This is a genomic window from Salipiger bermudensis HTCC2601 (assembly GCF_000153725.1).
Lineage (GTDB): Bacteria > Pseudomonadota > Alphaproteobacteria > Rhodobacterales > Rhodobacteraceae > Salipiger > Salipiger bermudensis.
In genome coordinates this window covers 475,068-494,441 of sequence record NZ_DS022277.1, presented here as the reverse complement: position 1 = coordinate 494,441, position 19,374 = coordinate 475,068, and the positions used below count along the sequence as shown (strand labels likewise).

15 protein-coding genes are annotated in these 19,374 nt (G+C 67.3%); 11 read left to right on the top strand and 4 right to left on the bottom strand.

Features of this window, described 5'->3' with window-relative positions:
* Positions 1-35 precede the first annotated feature (35 nt).
* Both R2601_RS21285 and R2601_RS21280 read right to left on the bottom strand, forming a co-directional pair.
* Complete coding sequence (locus R2601_RS21285; protein ID WP_007802619.1) at positions 36-716, bottom strand: response regulator transcription factor; 681 nt, start codon at positions 714-716, stop codon at positions 36-38.
* A 9-nt stretch (positions 717-725) separates the two neighbouring features.
* Positions 726-2,312 carry a sensor histidine kinase gene (locus R2601_RS21280; RefSeq protein WP_007802618.1) on the bottom strand — a complete coding sequence of 529 codons (1,587 nt, stop codon included), beginning with the start codon at positions 2,310-2,312 and terminating at the stop codon, positions 726-728.
* A 177-nt stretch (positions 2,313-2,489) separates the two neighbouring features.
* On the opposite strand from R2601_RS21280, the gene R2601_RS21275 reads away from it, so the two are divergent.
* The 7 genes from R2601_RS21275 to R2601_RS21245 all read left to right on the top strand — a co-directional run bounded on the left by R2601_RS21275 (position 2,490) and on the right by R2601_RS21245 (position 10,425).
* Positions 2,490-2,693 (top strand): hypothetical protein, encoded by a 204-nt coding sequence (locus tag R2601_RS21275; protein ID WP_007802616.1) that lies wholly within the window; start codon positions 2,490-2,492, stop codon positions 2,691-2,693.
* Positions 2,694-2,942: 249 nt separating this feature from the next.
* Positions 2,943-3,746 carry an ABC transporter permease gene (locus tag R2601_RS21270; protein WP_007802615.1) on the top strand — a complete coding sequence of 268 codons (804 nt, stop codon included), beginning with the start codon at positions 2,943-2,945 and terminating at the stop codon, positions 3,744-3,746.
* 46 nt (positions 3,747-3,792) lie between these two features.
* Complete coding sequence (gene pedB, locus R2601_RS21265) at positions 3,793-4,515, top strand: lanthanide ABC transporter ATP-binding protein PedB/LutE (protein ID WP_007802613.1); 723 nt, start codon at positions 3,793-3,795, stop codon at positions 4,513-4,515.
* Complete coding sequence (pedC, locus tag R2601_RS21260) at positions 4,512-5,306, top strand: lanthanide ABC transporter permease protein PedC (RefSeq protein ID WP_007802611.1); 795 nt, start codon at positions 4,512-4,514, stop codon at positions 5,304-5,306. Before pedB ends, pedC begins: the two co-directional genes overlap by 4 nt.
* 278 nt (positions 5,307-5,584) lie before the next feature.
* Positions 5,585-7,789: an NADP-dependent isocitrate dehydrogenase gene (locus tag R2601_RS21255; RefSeq protein WP_007802609.1), complete on the top strand. Its 2,205-nt coding sequence runs from the start codon at positions 5,585-5,587 to the stop codon at positions 7,787-7,789.
* Positions 7,790-7,961: 172 nt separating this feature from the next.
* Positions 7,962-9,167, top strand: a complete 1,206-nt coding sequence (locus tag R2601_RS21250; RefSeq protein ID WP_144266939.1) for a glycosyltransferase family 87 protein — start codon at positions 7,962-7,964, stop codon at positions 9,165-9,167.
* A 145-nt stretch (positions 9,168-9,312) separates the two neighbouring features.
* Positions 9,313-10,425 (top strand): NAD(P)/FAD-dependent oxidoreductase, encoded by a 1,113-nt coding sequence (locus R2601_RS21245; RefSeq protein WP_007802606.1) that lies wholly within the window; start codon positions 9,313-9,315, stop codon positions 10,423-10,425.
* Between the two features lie 3 nt (positions 10,426-10,428).
* On the opposite strand, the gene R2601_RS21240 is transcribed toward R2601_RS21245, so the two are convergent.
* Entirely contained in the window at positions 10,429-11,370 is a 942-nt protein-coding gene (locus R2601_RS21240; protein WP_007802604.1) for a YihY/virulence factor BrkB family protein, read from the bottom strand.
* A 199-nt stretch (positions 11,371-11,569) separates the two neighbouring features.
* Between R2601_RS21240 and R2601_RS21235 the strand changes: the two genes are divergently transcribed.
* Positions 11,570-11,911 (top strand): hypothetical protein, encoded by a 342-nt coding sequence (locus R2601_RS21235; RefSeq protein ID WP_110740111.1) that lies wholly within the window; start codon positions 11,570-11,572, stop codon positions 11,909-11,911.
* A complete protein-coding gene (locus tag R2601_RS21225) occupies positions 11,908-14,133 on the top strand; it encodes an outer membrane protein assembly factor BamB family protein (protein WP_007802600.1) in 2,226 nt (741 codons plus the stop codon). Before R2601_RS21235 ends, R2601_RS21225 begins: the two co-directional genes overlap by 4 nt.
* Positions 14,134-14,308: 175 nt before the next feature.
* Here the strand turns inward: R2601_RS21225 and R2601_RS21220 are convergent, their stop codons facing one another.
* Positions 14,309-15,001, bottom strand: a complete 693-nt coding sequence (locus R2601_RS21220) for a hypothetical protein (protein WP_195903878.1) — start codon at positions 14,999-15,001, stop codon at positions 14,309-14,311.
* A 376-nt stretch (positions 15,002-15,377) separates the two neighbouring features.
* On the opposite strand from R2601_RS21220, the gene glgX reads away from it, so the two are divergent.
* Positions 15,378-17,462, top strand: a complete 2,085-nt coding sequence (gene glgX / locus R2601_RS21215) for a glycogen debranching protein GlgX (protein WP_007802597.1) — start codon at positions 15,378-15,380, stop codon at positions 17,460-17,462.
* Between the two features lie 180 nt (positions 17,463-17,642).
* A complete protein-coding gene (locus R2601_RS21210) occupies positions 17,643-19,301 on the top strand; it encodes a BCCT family transporter (RefSeq protein ID WP_195903886.1) in 1,659 nt (552 codons plus the stop codon).
* The last annotated feature ends 73 nt before the right edge of the window (positions 19,302-19,374 follow it).

The window sequence follows — 19,374 nt, the reverse complement described above, 5'->3', positions numbered from 1 at the left end:
CACGCGCGAGCGCGCAAGGCCAAACTGCCGCCGGGTCAGCGGGTGGGGGCAACACCATCCAGACAGAAGCCGCGATTGCGCATCGTGGTGATCTCGAAGCCGAAATCCGAGGCAGGATGCAGCTTCTTGCGCAGGTAGCCAATGTACACGTCGACCACGTTTTCCGAGCGCGACTCGCCCGCCCAGAGCGCATCGAAAATGGTGCCGCGGGACAGGGGGGAGCCGGCATGGTCTGCCAGCAGCGCCAGCAGCGCGAATTCGCGTTCCGTCAGGTGCTCCGAGCGGGTCTCGGTGACGAGGCTCTGGTCCTGCGCCCGCAGCCGGGCCGGTGAGGGGCGCAGAGCGGCGACGCGGCGCTCCTGCACCTTGAGCCGCGCCACCAACTCGTCGAAGGAGAACGGTTTGACCACGTAATCATCCGCCCCCGCCTCGAGTCCGGCGGCGCGGTGTTCGACCTCCGAGAGCGCCGAGAGCATGACGATGGGCAGCTGCGCGCCCCCGGCGCGCGCGGCGCGCACCAGCTCGATGCCGCTGTCGGCGCCGAGCATGACATCGACCACCGCAGCGACATAGCGCTGGCTGGTCAGCTCGGGCAGGGCGGTGTCGGCGCGGTTGCGGGTCTCGACCGCGTAGCCGTGCAACCCCAGCCCGCGCGCCAGCGCCGAGCAGATCTCGGGGTCGTCATCGACCACCAGGAGGGGGGCGGCATCCTTCATGGCGAGAGCTTAGGCTCTACCGTGCGGAAGACGAACCGAGATTTTTGTCCCGGGTGCGTCGCCGAGGGCGATTTCGCGGGGCAGCGGGCTCGTCACCGCGATCGTGCCGCCCTGTTGCTCAACCACCCAGCGCGCCAGCGCGAGGCCGAGACCGAAGCCCTGCGCGGTGCCGCCCGATCCTTGCGCGAACCGGTCGAAGATCCGCGCCTGATCCCCGGGCGCGATGCCGGGGCCGTTGTCGCTGACTGCGACCGTGCCATCGGGCTTGACCTCGAGGCGCAGCGCACCGCCGCTGCGGGCGTGGCGGATGGCGTTGCGGATGAGGCCCACGATCACCTGCCGCAGCCAGTTGCGGTCGCCCTCGACGGTGACCTCGGGGAGAGCGCCGGGGGCGGCGAGGGTCATGCCGGCGTTCGACAGTTCGGCGGCGGTCTCGGCAATGGCGTCCTGCACCAGAGCGCCGAGATCCACCGGCGCTGTGTCGAGCCCGAGCTGGCCGGTCTCGGACCGCGCGATGCGCAACAGGTCGTCGATGCGGCGATTGAGGCGGGTGGCGCGGGTTTCGATGGTGGCGAAGGCCGCCTGCGGGTCGGGCGCGCCCTGCCGGCCGAGCTGTGCCTCCATCAGGATGACGGTCAGCGGTGTGCGCAGTTCGTGCGAGATGTCGGCGAAGAAGCGGCGGCGGTCCTCGTCAGTGCGCTCGAGCCGCATGTTGGCGGCGCGCAGCGCCTCGGTGCGCTCGTCGATGATCTGGTTCAGGCGCGCGCGATCCTGTGCCACGGTCTCGGCGCGGGTGGCGAGCGCCTCGGCCATGCGGTTGGTCTCGGCGTAGAGCTGGCCGATCTCGTCTTGGCGGTCGTCGGGCAGGCGAATGGCGAAATCCTCGCCACGGATGCGCTGCGCAGCGGCGCGCAGCGCGTCGAGCCGCCGGAACTGCGGCCGCACGAGGCCGAGATAGACCGCTGCGCAGAGCAGCAGCGCCGCCAGTCCCATCGCGAGCGCAACGCTGGTCAGCCGCTGGCGCAGGCTGTCGATGCCGGTCAGGATCTCGCGCCTCAGGCGTTTCTCCTCGTTGACCGCCTCGGCGAGAAGCGGCTCGAAGCCGGAGGCGAAGGTGTCGAGATAGGCACGCAGGCGGTCGCGGTCATCTGTCGCCGAGATCAGACCGTCATGGGCCTGAGCAAAGCGTGCCTCCATACGGGCGATCGACAGAGACAGCGTGGCGCGGCGGGTCTGGGCGTCGAGTCCGAGGCTCTCGGCGCTGGTGACCTCGGCATCGAGCCCGGCACGCAGCCGGGTAAAGGTCCGGCGCATGTTGGCGGCGATGGTGTCGGTGCGCTCGGCGCGCACCTCGGGCGGCTGGCCACGCTGGATGACCTCGGCGGCGACCACGATAAAGGTGGAGACCTGGGTGGAGAGCGCGGCGTATTCCTCGAGCCGGCGTTCGGCAGCGAGCGCGCTGTCGAGCCGGTCGGAGACCTGCGCCATGCCGAGCACCACCATGGCCGCGGTGAGCAGGGTGGTCAGGGTCAGAAGGCCCGCGGCAAGCCCGAGGCGGGCCTTGAGCGACAGGGGCGGCAAGCGGCGCGTTAACATTTGGTCAGCTTTGTTTACCTTTATTTAACGCCCAAAATGTGGCATTTTGGGGCATTCACTGCCGAAAAATCCGTCTAATGCTGCATTGCAGCATCGCTGACACAAACGCTTTGAACCCATTTTCATCCTGCCTGCGTGACTCTGACACTGCATCACGTCCCAACCCACGAGGCAAACATGATTGAGCTTCTCTTTGTGGCCTGCCTGTCCACAGCGCCAGATCAGTGCCAGGAACGCAGCCTGCTGTTCACCGACATTTCTCCCATGACCTGCATGATGGGCGCGCAGCCCGAGCTTGCGAAATGGACCGAGACGCATCCGGCCTTTCGGGTGACCGGCTGGAAATGCCAGATGGTCAACCCGAACGAGAAAGAGGTCTGATCCCGTCACGCGGCCCTGTCGGGAGGGCCGGCCGCGTGACTCCTTCTTTGATCCTTTCCGGTCCCCGGAGTTTGTGACTTTGCGAGCGTAGCGCCTGTCTTACCCGTGGTTGCGAGGGCGCATCGCAGCCTGGGCAATTTCGCCCATCCTGCGGTGATCCCGACGAAAATGCGCCTCCTCCCTTAGGAGCAATTGACGCCGCCCGGACAAGCGGCCACGCTTCCCGCCGGAGGCAGGGGGAGGAGACCCGTGCAGGGACAAGATACGGCCGAGCGCTGGCAGCGCACGGGGAGCGCCACGGGCCGGGCGCCCGGGGGCGTCGCGGTGACCGCGATCTCGCTCTGCGGGCTGGTGCTGCTGTGGGTCCTGGCCGCCACGCTGACCGATGACGCGCAGGTGCTGCCGCAGCCATGGGACCTGATCGAGCCCTTCGTGCAGGCGCTTAGCTCGGGCGAGTTGCTCTTTCACCTGGGCCGCACGCTCGGTCGGGTGGCCTGGGCCTTCGTGCTGGCGATGAGCCTCGGCATCGCGCTGGGGCTGGCGATGGGGCGGCTTCCGGCGTTGGATCGCTGGCTCGATCCGTGGCTGGTGATCTTCCTCAACCTGCCGGCGCTGGTGCTGATCGTGCTGTGCTATCTCTGGATCGGTCTCACCGAGACCGCCGCCATCGCGGCCGTCACACTCAACAAGATCCCCAACGTCGCCACGGTGATCCGCGAGGGCGCCCGGGCGCTCGACCCGGGGCTCGACGATATGGCCGGGGTCTACCGGATGCCCTGGGCCACGCGGATGCGCCACGTGGTGCTGCCGCAGCTCGCGCCCTTTGTCACCGCCGCCGCGCGCTCGGGCGTCGCGGTGATCTGGAAGATCGTGCTGGTGGTCGAGTTCCTTGGCCGCTCGAACGGCGTCGGTTTCCAGATCCACCTGTATTTCCAGCTCTTCGACGTGGCCATGGTGCTGGTCTACGCCTTCTCCTTCATCGCGGTGATGCTGGCGGTGGAGTGGCTGGTGCTGCAACCCTGGGAGCGTCGGGTGCGCCGATGGCGCGGGTGATGCCCGGCGAAACGCCCACGACAACAATGACACGCAAAAGGCCCGCATGACCGCTCTGGAAATCAATGACCTCGGCTACAGCTTTGGTGCCAAGCGCGCACTCGACGGGGTAAGCTTTGCCCTGCGGCCGGGCAAGTTCACCGCGCTGCTTGGCCCCAACGGTGCCGGCAAGTCGACGCTGTTTTCGCTGCTCACCCGGCTTTTCGTCAGCCGCGAGGGGCGGATCTCGGTTGCCGGGCACGATCTGGCGCGCGAGCCGCGCGCGGCGCTGTCGAAGATCGGCGTGGTGTTCCAGCAGCCGACGCTGGATCTCGACATGTCGGTGATGCGCAACATGCGGTACTTCGCGGCGCTGCACGGCATATCCGGGCGCGAGGCGCAGGCGCGCTCCGAGCGCGCGCTGGCGCAGCTTGGCATGGTCGAGCGGGCGGGCGAGAAGGTGCGCGACCTCAACGGCGGCCACCGCCGCCGCATGGAGATCGCCCGCGCGCTGATCCACGAGCCCGAGGTGCTGCTGCTCGACGAGCCGACGGTGGGGCTCGATTTCAAGAGCCGTCAGGCCATCGTCGACCACGTGCACGGGCTGGCCGAGCGCGGGCTCACGGTGTTCTGGGCCACGCACCTGGTGGACGAAATCCGCGACTACGACGACGTGGTGGTGCTGCACCGGGGCCGGGTGCTGGCGCACCGCGCCGCCGCCAAGCTGCGCGAGGGCCGGCCGCTGGCCGAGGTCTTCATCGAGATGACCGGCGGGGAGGAGACACGATGAGCCTTTATCTCACCGCCATGCTCGCGATCATTCGCCGCGAGGCGCTGCGCTTCATCCATCAGCGCTCGCGCTTTCTCGCCGCACTCGTCCGGCCGCTGGTTTGGCTGGTGGTCTTCGCCGCCGGATTCCGCGCGGCGCTGGGGCTGTCGATCATCCCGCCCTATCAGACCTACATCACCTACGAGGTCTATATCGTGCCGGGGCTGTGCGGCATGATCCAGCTGTTCAACGGGATGCAGTCCTCGCTGTCGCTGGTCTACGATCAGGAAATGGGCTCGATGCGGTTGCTGCTGACCTCGCCGCTGCCGCGCTGGTGGCTGCTCTTCTCCAAGCTGCTTGCGGGCGTGGCGGTGTCGATCCTGCAGGTCTATGTCTTCCTCGCCATCGCGGCCGGGTTCGGCATCGTGCTGCCGCTGGCGGGCTATGCGCTGGTGCTGCCGGCGCTGCTGGTCTCGGGGCTGATGCTGGGGGCGCTGGGGCTGCTGATCTCCTCGACCATCCGCCAGCTCGAGAATTTCGCGGGGGTGATGAACTTCGTGATCTTCCCGATGTTCTTCCTGTCGACGGCGCTTTACCCGCTCTGGAAGATGGCCGAGAGCTCGACCCTGCTGCGCGACATCTGCGCCTGGAATCCGTTCACCCACGCGGTCGAGCTGATCCGTTTTGCGCTCTATCTCGAGCTCAACGGCTGGGCGCTGCTCTGGGTCTGTCTGAGTTTCGTGGTGTTCTTCGGGCTGGCGCTGGTGGGCTATGACCCGGCCTACGGGATGACCCGGCGGCGCAAGGGCTGAGCCTCTGCGCGCAAAGCCAAGGTGACGCCGCCGGGACTGGCGATCTGGTGACGCTGGCGCCGCCTGTCGAGGTCTTTCGAAGGTGGACGGGAGAAACCGGGACGTTCGGCAGGCGCATCGCCATCGCTCGGGCAGGCGATGCGCGTCTCCCCTCCGCCCTGCGCGCTAACACCGCCAATAGGGGCTTTCTGCCCCGCTAAGGGGATGTTAAGCCCTTGCCCAACCACCCCTGCCGCTTATCGGCATCCCCCCAGATCCATCGGAGGAGCGAAAGTACCATGGCCGACCAGAACACTCCCGACATTGTGTATACAAAGGTAGACGAAGCGCCCGAGCTGGCCTCGGCCTCGCTTTTGCCGATCATCCAGAGCTTCGCGTCCGCGGCGGGAATCAGCGTCGGGACCAAGGACATTTCGCTCGCCGGCCGCATCATCTCGACCTTCCCCGAGGTGCTGACCGACGAACAGAAGCAGTCGGACGACCTCGCATGGCTCGGCGAGTGGGTGAAGAAGCCCGAAGCGAACGTCATCAAGCTGCCCAACATCTCGGCGTCCGAGCCGCAGCTCGTCGCCGCGGTCAAGGAACTGCAGGAGCAGGGCTACGCACTGCCGGACTACCCCTATTCCCCGTCCACCGACGAGGAAAAGGCCGTGCGCGCCAAGTATGACACCATCAAGGGCTCGGCGGTGAACCCGGTGCTGCGCGAGGGCAACTCCGACCGCCGCGCCGCGGCTGCCGTGAAGAACTACGCCCAGTCCAACCCGCACCGCATGGGCGAGTGGACCTCCGACAGCAAGACCCGCGTGGCCTCGATGTCGGGTGGCGACTTCTTCTCGAACGAAGTGTCGGCGACCCTGCCCAAGGCCGCGACCGCCAAGATCGTGCTCGAGACCTCCGAGGGCGAGACCGTCCTGAAAGAGGGCGTCTCCTACCCCGAGGGCACCGTGGTCGATGCGACCTACATGTCGGCCAAGGCGCTCGACGCCTTCCTCGCGGAAGAGATCGAGAAGACCAAGGCCGAGGGCACGCTGTTCTCGCTGCACATGAAGGCCACCATGATGAAGGTCTCCGACCCGATCATTTTCGGCCACGCGGTCAAGGAGTGGCTCAAGCCGGTGTTCGAAAAGTACGGCGCCAAGATGGAAGAGCTGGGCGTGAACCCCAACGGCGGCCTCGGTGCGTTGCTCGAGCGGGTCAAGGACGAGCCCGAGATCCTCAAGGCCATCGAGGAGGTACGCGAAACGCGCCCGCCGATGTACATGGTCAATTCGGACAAGGGCATCACCAACCTGCACGTGCCCTCCGACGTGATCATCGACGCCTCGATGCCGGCGCTGATCCGCGACGGCGGCAAGGGCTGGGGCCCGGACAACGCGCAGCACGACACCAACTGCGTGATCCCCGACAACTCTTACGCGCCGGTCTATGACGCCGCGATCGAGTTCTTCAAGGCCAACGGCAAGCTCGACCCGGCCACCGCCGGCACCGTGCAGAACCTCGGCCTGATGGCGCAGAAGGCGGAAGAGTACGGCTCGCACCCGACCACCTTCGAGATCCCCTCGGCAGGCACCGTGAAGATGATCCTCGACGACGGCACCGTGCTGCACAGCCACGCGGTCGAAGCGGGCGACATCTGGCGTTCGGCCTCGGCCCGCAAGGCGCCGATCGAGGACTGGGTGAACCTTGCCATCGAGCGTCAGAAGGCTACCGGCTACCGCGCCATCTTCTGGCTCGACGCCAACCGCGCCCACGATGCCGAGCTGATCGCCTACGTGAAGCCGATCCTCGAGGCCAAGGGCGTGGCCGACAAGTTCGAGATCATGGCGCCGCGCGAAGCCACCATCGCCTCGCTCGAGACCATCACCAAGGGCGAGAACACCATCGCGATCACCGGCAACGTGCTGCGCGACTACCTCACCGACCTGTTCCCGATCCTCGAGCTTGCGACCTCGGCCAAGATGCTGTCGATCGTCAAGCTGATGAACGGCGGCGGCCTGTTTGAGACGGGCGCCGGCGGCTCGGCACCCAAGCACGTGCAGCAGCTCATGGAGCAGAACCACCTGCGCTGGGACTCGCTTGGCGAATTCTGCGCGCTTGGCGAAAGCTTCAAGTTCTACGCCGACCAGACCGGCAACGAGAAGGCGCGGGTGCTGGGCGAGGCGGTCGACATCGCCACGCAAGGCATCCTCGACGAGAACCGCTCGCCCTCGCGCAAGGTCGGTGAGCCAGACAACCGCGACAGCCACTACTGGTTCGCCCGCTACTGGGCGCAGGCGTTGTCCGAGCAGTCAACCGATGCCGAGCTGAAGGCGCATTTCGAGCCCATCGCCACGGCGCTGGTCGCGAGCGAAGCCGCCATCGTCGGCGAGCTTTCGGCGGCACAGGGCAAGGCTGTGGATCTCGGCGGCTACTACCACGGCGACGCGGTCAAGACCGCATCCGTGATGCGTCCGTCGGGCACGCTGAACGGCATCATCGGCTGATCCGCTTCTGATCTTCCCCCGTCCTCGTGTGCGAGGGCGGGGGGCTCACGCCAGGTCGCGGGCAAAAACGCGACACCTTGCCGAGCACGACTGCGCGGCGCTGAGGCAGCGCTTGCGATGCGCCCGGCCCTTCGACAGGTTTCGTCCGAAAGATCGAACTCGGAGAGCCGTCGTGTCATCAGGAAATGTGTCGTCGGGACATCCGCGGTCGCTTGCATATTTCGCGACGCTGCTGCTGACCCTTGTCGCCACCGGGGCGCTTTACCTGCTGTATCTTTCCGGCCTGCAGGCGGGCGGCTTCGACGCCGCCGGTCTGCTGCTGGGCCGGGATTTCCTCAACCTGCATTTCGCCGGCACCCTGCTGGGGCAGGGCGAGATGACCACGCTGTTCGACCAGCAGGCCTATGCCGAGGCGATGCGGGCGCATCTCGGGCGCGACTACACGATCCACAACTGGTCCTACCCGCCGCACATGTTCCCGGTGGCGCAGCTCGCCGCGAGCCTGCCGTATTTCGTGGCGCTGGGGCTCTGGACGCTGCTCGGTGTGGCGCTGACCTGCGTCGGGGCACGGCTTGCCGGGGTGCCGCTGGCGTGGCTTCTGCCGATCGTGCTGTCCCCGGCGGTGACGGTCAACCTTCTGGCCGGGCAGAACGGCACCTATACCGCCGGGCTGCTGCTGCTGGCGCTGACGCTGGCCGAACGGCGGCGCTGGCTGGGGGCAGGGCTGTGCTGGGCGCTGCTCACGGTCAAGCCGCATCTTGGGCTGCTGGCGCTGCCGATGGTGCTGCTGCGTCGGCAATGGCGCATCGTGGCGGCGGGGGCGGTCTGCCTGTCGGTGATCGTCGCGCTGACACTGGCGCTCTACGGGGCCGAGCCTTGGCGCCTGTTCCTCACCGAGACCACCGCGCAGCAGCGGGTGGTGGTGGAAGAGTGGCGCGGGCTCTTGCTCAAGCTGATGCCGACCGCGTTCATCGCCGGGCGCCTTGCAGGGCTCGAGACCGGTGCGGCCTACCTGCAGCACGGGGGCGTTGCGGTGCTGACGCTGCTGCTGCTCTGGCGCAGCTGGCCGGGGCAGGGGGGCACGTTGCGCGACTGGATCACGTGGTTCAGCCTCGGCACGTTCCTGTTGCTGCCCTACAGCTTCTACTATGACCTCGTGATCTTGCAGGTCATGCTGGTGCTCTGGGTCGGGGATCCGAAGGGGCTGTTCCCGACGCGTTCGGAATCGGTGGCGCAGATCGCCTGGTACGTGGCGTGGTTCCTGCCCTACCTCTGCTATCTCGCGGCCTTTGCGTGGAACCTGCAACCGGCGCCGGTTCTTCTGCTGTTGATGCTGTTTGGCCGCGTCACGGCCCAGCGGCGCGCTGAGCCCGCCTAGTCGGCGGTTGTCTTCGCGCAACGCCTTGGACGACGGGTAAGATCGGGGAAAGCATCCGAAGCGCGGGCGCGCCATGGGGCGTGGATCTGAGCGCGTGTCACGCTCTGATCTTGCCCGGACCGGGCCGCGATGGCATGAGCGCTGCATGGACAAGGTCGATTGCATCATTGCCGGCGCGGGCGTCGTCGGGCTCGCCATCGCACGGGCGCTCGCGCAGCGAGGCGTCGAGGTTCTGATCCTGGAACCAGAGGACGCCTTTGGCACCGGCACCTCGTCGCGGAACTCCGAGGTGATCCACGCCGGCATCTACTATCCCACCGGCAGCCTGAAGGCGCAGCTCTGCGTCGAGGGCAAGGCGCGGCTCTACGACTATGCCAAGGCCTTCGACGTGCCACACAGGCGCTGCGGCAAGTTGATCGTGGCGACCTCAGACGAGCAGGTTTCTGCGCTGGAAGGGATCCGTGCCAAGGCCAAGGCGGCGGGGGTGCATGATCTGCGGTTGATCCCGGCGGACGAGGCTCTGTCCATGGAGCCCGAGCTTGCCTGCAAGGCGGCGCTTCTCTCGCCCTCCACAGGGATCGTGGACAGCCACGCGCTGATGCTGTCGCTGCTGGGGCAGGCGGAACAGGCCGGCGCGCTCCTGAGCCTCGGGACGCGGGTTGCCGGGGTGCGGGCGACGGCTGACGGGTTCGAGGTGACCAGCGAGGATGTCGCCAGCGGCGAGCGCTTCACCATGGGCTGCGCGCGCTTCGTGAATGCCGCCGGGCTTCATGCCTCCGAGCTTGCGGCGCGCATCGAAGGTCTTGGCGCGGCCCACGTCCCAACGACCCTCTACGCACGCGGCAATTATTTCGCGCTCCCCGGGCGGGCGGCGTTTTCGCGGTTGATCTACCCGGTGCCCGAGCCCGGCGGTCTCGGCGTGCACCTGACGCTCGATCTGGGCGGCGGCATGCGGTTTGGGCCGGATGTGGAGTGGATCGACGGCGTCGACTATCGGGTCAATGGCGCGCGCGCCGGGCATTTCGAGACCGAGATCCGCAGGTACTGGCCGGCGCTGCCGGCAGGCGCGCTCGCGCCGACCTATTGCGGCATCCGGCCCAAGCTCTCGGGCCCTGGTGAGCCGGCGGCAGATTTCCGCATCGACGGGCCGGAGGCTCACGGCGTGGCGGGGCTCGTGAATCTCTTCGGTATCGAAAGCCCGGGGCTGACCGCGTCGCTGGCGATTGCCGAGCGTGTGGCGGGGCAGCTGGCGCCCTGAGGCTCAGCCCTCGGGCGTGGTGTCGGCGACGACGGCGCCGCGCTCGCCCATCGGAAGGCGCGGACCGCGCGTTGTATCGGCGCGGGTCTGATGCTCGAGCTCGGCGTTGATCTTCCCGCCAAGCAGGACCACGAAGGCCGAAATCCAGAGCCAGAACAGCAGGATGACCACCCCGGCGAGCGATCCGAAGGTTTCCTGATAGCTGCCGAAATTCTCCGCGTAGATCGAGAAGCCCACCGAGGTGACGATCCACAGGAGGCAGGCGATGGCGGCCCCAGGCGTGACCCAGCGCCAGCGCGCCGGGCGGCGGTCGGGGCCGAAGTGATAGATCAGCGCCACGGCGAGCACCGTGAAGCCCAGCAGCAGAACCCAGCGCAGGCCCGAGACGAGCAATTCCGCCGTGCCACCCAGGGGGATCACCGCGAGGACGCCGGGCAGGATCAGCACCCCGGCAAAGGCCAGCACAAGGCCGACGATCAAGAGGAAGGTCAGCGCCATGGTGGTGAGCTTCAGCTTGACGAAGCCCCGGCTCTCGCGTTCGCCATAGGCGACGTTGAGCCCGGCCACGAGGTTGCCCACACCGGCGGAGGCCGAGTAGAGCGCCAGCCCGAGGCCCAGCAGAGCCGCGAGACCGAGCCCGCCCTGGTCCGACCCGGCAACGCTCTTGGCCTGATCGATGACGATCTCGGCGGCGCGGTCCGGCAGCATGGCCGAGATCTGCTGGATCTGGTCGGTCACGTCGGCCGGGGTCAGGAACAGCCCGGCCACGGCCATCAGCGCCGTGATCGCCGGGAAGATGGCCAGAAGCCCGAAGAAGGCGACCCCGGCGGCGATCAGGCTAAGGCGGTCCTCGCCGATCCCGTCCTTCACGCGCAGGGCGGCGGCCTTCAAGCTGGCCCGACCGAGTTCGGCGGGGCGGGAGGCGAAAGAGGTCTCTGCGGGCATGACTGGCTCCGGTCGGCAAAGGCTATCGGAGATCAACCCGCCGTCACGCCAGCGAGTTCCCGCCGATCTGCCGTCACGGGCAATTCTCACGAAAAGCTCTCAATTATTTGTCAGCGCCGTGTGTCGCCCTACTCCTCATGCGTGTGGCGGCGTGCTGCTCCCCGGCGCATCGCCCCTGACACATGAACAGGAGCCACTCATGTCATATCGCCATGGCCTCACGGTCATAATGGTCTTTGCGATCGTTGCCATCGGCTGCGGTCTCTACGGCTATTTCGCCCCGCTCACCGGCGTTACCGGAGTCTGGGGGCCGCTCGCGGCCGCCTTCGGAGCGCTTTGCATTCTTTTCGGTGGCGCGCTGATGGTGCGTGCCCGCAGCCGCGGCGCCCGGTTCGTGCTGATGCTGCTTCTGGCGCTTGGCATCGTTCTCACCGCCTTCGCCGCATGGTTGCTGCACCAGTGGATCATGCTGGCCGCGCTCGGGCTCTGCGCCGTGGGCTGGCTGGCCGCCGTTTCCGGACCGGAAGGAGATGTCGCATGAACCGTCTTTTGCGATCCACCGCCATCCTGACCCTGCTTGCCGTACCCGTCTTCGCACAGCAGGAAGATACCCCTGGGCCGACCGGCGAACCCGAGGCCGCGGCGCCGGAGACCGGTGTGCCCGCGTCTGAGGAGGCCGCGCCGGAGCCAGAGGCCGCCGACGCGGACGATGCGCCCGCCGAACCCGCGGAGGCGGGTGCTGAGGGTGACGCCGCGCCAGCCCGCGACGCGGCCGAGCCTGACACCGCCGAAGACGATGCGGCAGCGTCGGAAGAGCCCTCAGCCGACAGCGCGGAGGCCGCGTCGGAGGACACCCCTGCCGAGCCCGAGAGCGAGACCGCGCAGGCCCGGCCCTCTTCGGATGCGAAGGTGCCGGCCTCCGGGCCCGGCTGGCCGAGCTTCCACGGTCAGGTTTCGGGCGCCAAGTACTCGCCGCTTGACCAGATCACGCCCGAGAATGTCGGCGAGCTGGAGCTTGCCTGGCGGCTCGAGACCGGTGACGTCTCGGACGGCTCCGGCGATCTGCCGGCGACGGTCTGGTCGGCGACGCCGATCTACGCCAACGACCTGCTCTATATCGGGACGCCGTTCTACCGGGTGCTCGCGGTCGATCCCGCCACCGGCGAAGAGGTTTGGTCCTTCGACAGCCAGTCGACCCTCGAGGCGCTGACCCAGCCCGCCCTGAAAAACCGTGGTGTGGCCTACTGGGAGGCCGCCGAGCCGGTCGAGGGCGAGGCCTGCCAGCGCATCGTCTATCTCGGCACCATGGACGCGCAGCTCTTCGCGCTCGACGCCGATGACGGCGCGCTTTGCGAGGACTTTGCCGATGGCGGCGTGCTCGACGTGAACCAGTGGAACACCGTCAACGACCGCTGGCCGCTGTCCCTGCTGCAGCCACCCACCATCGTCGACGATCACGTCATCATCGGCTGGGCCGGCAATGACTGGGACTGGGCCGAGGCGCCTCCGGGCTCGGTGTTCTCGGTCAACGCGCAGACGGGCGAGCTGGAATGGACCTTCGACACCATCCCCGAAGAGATCCGCGAACGCACCGGCACCGCCAATGTCTGGACCGCGATGAGCGCCGACGAGGAGCGCGGCATCGTCTACCTGCCGGTGGCCTCGCCGTCGCCCAACTACTGGGGCGGCAACCGCACCGAGGATATCCCCTATGCCACCTCGACCACGGCGCTCGACATCGAGACCGGCGAGGTGATCTGGTCGCGGCAATGGGTGCATCACGACATCTGGGACTATGACATCAACTCGGCGCCCACGCTGATGGACATCACCGTCGACGGCGAGGAGATCCCGGCGCTGATGCAGGCCACCAAGATGGGCTTCCTCTTCGTGGTCAACCGCGAGACCGGCGAGGATATCTGGCCGATCGAGGAACGCGCGGTCCCCGCCGGCGACATCGAGGGCGAGCGCTATCCCCCGACCCAGCCCTTCCCGACCGTGCCAGCGCCGCTGATCGACCAGTCGACGCTGCCCGACGTCTGGCCCCTCGCCGATATCGCCTCCTTCGGCGAGTGCTCGGCGCTCTGGGACGAGATGCAATATGCCGGCATGTACCAGCCGCCCACCACCGAGGGCGCCGGGGCCGGGGCCTATCCGAATTCCGCCGGCGTGGTGCAGTGGGGCGGCGTGGGCTTCGACCCGGAGCGCCAGCTCGCGGTGGTCAATCTCAGCCACGTGGTGCAGTACATCCAGCTCTACGAGCGCGAGGAATACGACCGCATCAACGGCGAGGCCGGCCCGGGTGAAAGCGGCTTCCACCCGCAGACGGGCGCGCCCTACGGCATGTCGCTCAAGACCGCGCTGAACCGCTGGGGCATGCCCTGCTGGAAGCCGCCCTTTGGCGAACTGGCGGCCATCGACATGAGCACCGGCGAGATCGTCTGGCGCAAACCGTTCGGCTCGTCGCAGCGCTATGGCTTCTACATGCCGGAGATGTGGGGGTCGCCCACCATCGGCGGACCCGCAGTGACCGCCTCGGGGCTGATCTTCATCGGCGCCACCATGGATGCCAAGGTCCGCGCCTACGATCTGCAGACCGGCGAGGAACTCTGGGAAGACCTCACCGAGGCGCCCTCGGTGTCTAACCCGGCGATCTACGAACATGACGGCGCGCAATACGTCGCCTTCGTGTCGGGCGGGAACTCCATCCTCAAGCCCTCGGTGGGCGACATGGTCTCGGTCTACCGCCTGCCGGTGGAGTGATCACACTGACGAGACGCGAGAGGCGCGCCGAAAGGTGCGTCTCTATCGCTGGCAATGCCGTTCGACCGTCGAGCGCGTTGCCTGCGCGGAACGAGGCCGCAGGCCGCCGCGCGACGACGCGAGGCTCTATTCATCCGGCACGTACAGAAGCGCGCCGCAGAACAACGCCGAGGTTCTAGCTCCGCTCCGACATTTTCCCCGGATTGTCGATCACCCGCAGGCCCAGACGCGCCTCGCGGGCACGGCGCACCTGGCGGGGCAGCAGGTTGCCTGCCAGCGCCGAGAGGTAGGCGGTGATCTCGGCCTCGGCGCGCTCGCGGCTCTTCTTGGCCCGCAGGAGCCGGCCCAGAGACGAGCCGCGCTCTGCCGCCCTGGCTGCCAGCAGCATCAGGGTGATCTCGCGCAGCCGGTAGAGCGTCATCTCCGCCACATCGGGGCTCAGCCCGGCGAGCAGCGGCTCGGGTGGGGTGAGCTCGGACAGCAGCGCGCGCAGCGTCTCGCCGTGCTTGGACTCTTCGGCGCGGGTCAGGCAGACCTCCACCACGCCCGCCATCTCGGCCTGGAACACCGCCCGGCCGACCTTGGCGGATTGCTCGGAGTAGCCCTGCTGGCGGATCATCGTCAGTTCGCCGCGCTTGGGATCGTCGGCCACCGTCAGCCCCTCGAGTTCGAGCTCGGAGGGCTCGGACTCGCCGAGCGCGTCGCGCAATCCGCTGGCCTCGGCAAAGACCGCGAGCTGCAGGAGGTCGTCCCGCGACAGGTCGCAGGAGAGGCGGCTGATGCCGGTGCCGCGGTCTCCCCGGAAGCTCAGGGAGAGACGGCAGGTGCCGTCGTCGCGCATGTCCATGACGAAGATTTTCGAAGCCATGGCCGGGAATTAGGCGCAGGCGAAAGCGGGTGCAAGCGGGCCGTTCGAAGACTCGACGGGCGCTGGCGGATTTCGACCGATGCGGGGCTCTGGCGCGGTGCCAAACATATCGGCCCGCCGGAATTCGACACGCGTCCGAAGAAAGTTGGGAACCAGAACAGCTCGGAGAGGTTAGGCTGGTGGTCAGCGGATGTCCGGCCTGCGAGTCTCCCCCTTTCAGTCGCCGCCGGGCAACACGACCGCGCAGACCCCAAAGACACCCGAGCGACCCCGAGAGGATGCCCACGCGAATGCCACATCGCCTTTCGCAGGTTGTGCCTGCCGCCCGGTCGCAGCTCTCTCCGCATCTCCCCTCCCCATGATCCCGGAACCTGCCATGCTTCACTCGCACAACGAGACGATCGATCCGCGCGAAGCCAGCGTCGATCCCGCCCGCTCCCGCCCCGATCAGCTCGGCGCCCGTTTTGACGGCGAGGGCACCAACTTTGCGCTGTTCTCGCAGCACGCCGACGCGGTGGAGCTCTGCCTCTTCGACACCGAGGGGAACGAAGAGCTCGCGCGGCTTGAGCTGCCGCGCGCCGAGGGCGGGATCTTCTTTGGCTATTGCCCGGGCGTGACGCCGGGGCAGGCCTATGGCTACCGCGTGCACGGACCGCATAAGCCCAAGGACGGCCATCGCTTCAACCCGCACAAGCTGCTGCTCGATCCCTATGCCATGGCGATGCGCGGCACGCTCGAGTGGGACGATGCGCTCTACGGCTACCCGGTGGGCGGCTCGGATCTCGAACTCGACACCCGTGACAGTGCCCCCTTCATGCCCAAGGCGGTGGTCGCAGACCCGGTCTTCGACTGGGAGGCGGACCAGCAGCCGCGCGTGCGCTGGCAGGATACGGTGATCTACGAGGCGCATGTGAAGGGCCTCACCATGCGCCATCCGGGCGTGGTACAGGCCGATCGCGGCACGTTTCGCGGCCTCGCCTCGGAGCCGGTGATCGAGCACCTGCAGAAGATCGGCGTGACCACGATCGAGCTTCTGCCGATCCACGCCATGGTGCAGGACCGCCACCTCGTCGAGCAGGGGCTGCGCAACTACTGGGGCTACAACACCCTGGGCTTCTTCGCGCCGAACCGCAGTTACCTCGCCTCCGAGGACGTGCGCGAGGTGCGCGCGGCGGTCAAGCGCTTCCACGCCGCCGGCATCGAGGTGATCCTCGACGTGGTCTACAACCACACCGCCGAGGGCAACGAGCTTGGTCCGATGCTGTCCTTCAAGGGCATCGACAACGCCAGCTATTACCTGCTCTCGCCCGAGGATCGCCGCCACGGCTTTGATACCACCGGCACCGGCAACACGCTCAACGTCTCACATCCGATGGTGCTGCGGCTGGTGATGGACAGCTTGCGCTACTGGGTCGAGGCTTTCCACGTGGACGGCTTCCGCTTCGACCTGGCGTCGACTCTGGCGCGCGAGCCCGACGGGTTCGAGCGCGAGGGCGCCTTCTTCAACGCCATCCGGCAGGATCCGGTGCTGAGCCAGGTCAAGCTCATCGCCGAGCCGTGGGACGTGGGCGATGGCGGCTATCAGGTCGGCGGGTTCCCATGGCCCTTCCGCGAGTGGAACGACAAGTTCCGCGACGACGTGCGCGCCTTCTGGCGCCGCGATCCGGGGCTTCTCCCCGGGCTGTCGGAGCGGCTGATGGGCAGCCCGGTGCAGTTCGACCATTCGCTGCGGCCGGCCACCTCGTCGGTGAACTTCGTCGCCGCCCATGACGGCTTCACCCTTTGGGACACGGTGTCGTACAACGACAAGCACAACGAGGCCAATGGCGAGGGCAACCGTGACGGCCACGGCCACAACCTCTCGGACAATATGGGCCATGAAGGCGCCACCGAGGACGCGGGCATCAACGCCGCCCGCGAGGCGCGGGTGAAGGGCCTGCTGGCAACCACATTGCTGTCGCATGGCGTGCCGATGATCCTTGCCGGCGACGAACTTGGCCAGACCCAGGACGGCAACAACAACGCCTATTGCCAGGACAACGAGACCACCTGGATCGACTGGGAGGGCGCGCGCCCCGGCCTGATCGAGGCCGTCGCCGCTTTGACCGCGCTGCGCCGGGACTGGCGCGCGCATCTCGCGCCCTACGGGTTCTGGCCGCGCCCGGAGGCCACCGAGACGATCTGGATCCATCCCGAGGGCCGCGACATGTCGGGCGACGACTGGCGAGATGGCGGGCTCTTCGCGGTCGGCATGCGCCACCATCAGGAAGACTGTTCGGACCTTCTCGTGCTGATCAATGGCGGCGATGCCTGCACCTTCACGCTGCCCGAGGATGGCGACTGGCAGCTCATCCTCGACACGTCGCGCGAGCCGGTGGCCTGCGCCGAGACGATGGAGGCGCAGTTCACCGTCGAGACACAGGCGGTGGCGGTCCTGAAGGATCTCTCCGGCGGCGCCTGACCTGCCTTTGACCGCTGCGCCTGCCGGCTTCGGCGGGAACCGGGCGCAGCGGATCACCCCTCTCGGCAGGGGCCCGCCGGTTCCATCTCGGAGAATAAGCTCACTCCCTTGTGAACCTTTTGGAGTGCGGGGCGTTCCGTCGGTAACGAGAACACCGATAGGGAGCCCCGCATGAAGCAAATGAGACCGCAAGAATCCTTCTGGATCTTTCCAAAGGTTCACCGGCCCGTCTTCATCGTTTCCGCCGGCCTGATCGTCGGCTTCATTCTCTTTGGCGTCCTGTTCAACGACCTCGCCAACACCATCTTCACTGGACTTCAGAGCATTCTGGCCCGCTATCTCGGCTGGGCGATGATCCTGCTGGTGAACGCTCTCCTGCTCTTCGTCGTCATCATGGCCATCGGGCCGTTCGGGGACGTGCGCCTCGGCAGCATGGACGAAGACCCGGAGTATTCGATTTTTTCCTGGACCGCGATGCTGTTCAGCGCCGGGATCGGCATCGGGCTGATCTACTGGGGTGTGGCCGAGCCCATGTACCACTTTCTCGCTCCGCCGGTGGAAGAGGCGCAGAGCGTCGCCGCCGCGCAGGAGGCAATGGCGCTCAGCTTCATGCACTGGGGCTTCCACGCCTGGGCGATCTACGCCGTGGTGGGCCTCGCGCTGGCCTACTACCATTTCCGCAAGGGCCTGCCGCTGTCGATCCGCTCGACGCTCTACCCGCTGATCGGCGACAAGGTCTATGGCTTCTGGGGTGACGTGGTCGACATCGTTGCCGTGTTCGGCACCATGTTCGGCATCGTCACCTCGCTGGGCCTTGGTGCAACGCAGGTGAATGCCGGGCTCGAGCAGGTCTTCGGCGTGCCCAACAATGCCGGCGTGCAGATCATGATCATCGCCGCGATCACGCTGATGGCGACGATCTCGGTGGTGGCCGGTCTCGACGGCGGCATCAAGCGGCTGTCGAACATCAACATCGTTCTGACCATCATCCTGCTGGCCTTCATGCTGATCGTCGGCCCGACGCTCTTCATCTTCGACACGTTCGTCGACAATTACGGCTACTACCTGAGTCGTCTCATCCAGCTCGGAACCTGGAACGAAGGCTGGGTCGGCGGCAACGAGGGCAGCACCTGGCAGGACAGCTGGACGATCTTCTACTGGGCCTGGTGGGTGAGCTGGGCGCCGTTCGTCGGCGTGTTCATCGCCCGCATCAGCCGCGGCCGCACGGTGCGCGAGTTCATGCTCGGCGTGATGCTGCTGCCCTGCACGATCATGTTCTTCTGGTTCACCGCTTTCGGTGGCACCGCGATCTCGATCTCTCTTGGCGGTGATCAGGCGCTGGTCGAGGCGACACAGGAGAACTATGCCAACACCATGTTCGTGCTGCTGGAGTATTTCCCGCTCTCGAGCCTGACGGCGCTGTTCACCACCGTGCTGATCGTGATGTGGTTCGTGACCTCGTCGGATTCGGGCAGCTTCGTGATCGACATGCTGACAGCCGGCGGCGACCCCAATCCGCCGAAGATCCAGCGCATCTTCTGGGCCGTGGCCGAGGGCGCTGTGGCCTCTGTGCTGCTGCTGGCAGGCGGGCTCGAGGCGTTGCAGGCGGCCGCGGTGGTGGCGGGCTTCCCCTTCGCCGTGGTGCTGTTCCTGATCGCCTGGGCGCTGGTACGGGCGCTGCGCTGGGACAACCTGATGATGCACCGCCATCGCCAGCGCTATCGCAGCGACCGCGAGGCCGAGCACAACATGCCCGGCGACATCCACGATGCCTATGTCGAGCGCGACCGGGGGCGCGAGGACGGCGTTCCGGGAGGTCAGGTCAACCCGGCGGAGTAGACCGGATTACCGGTCTCTTGGCTGAGGCCGGCTGACCCGCCCGAGACTGACGCCCCCGCGGAACGCCGTGGGG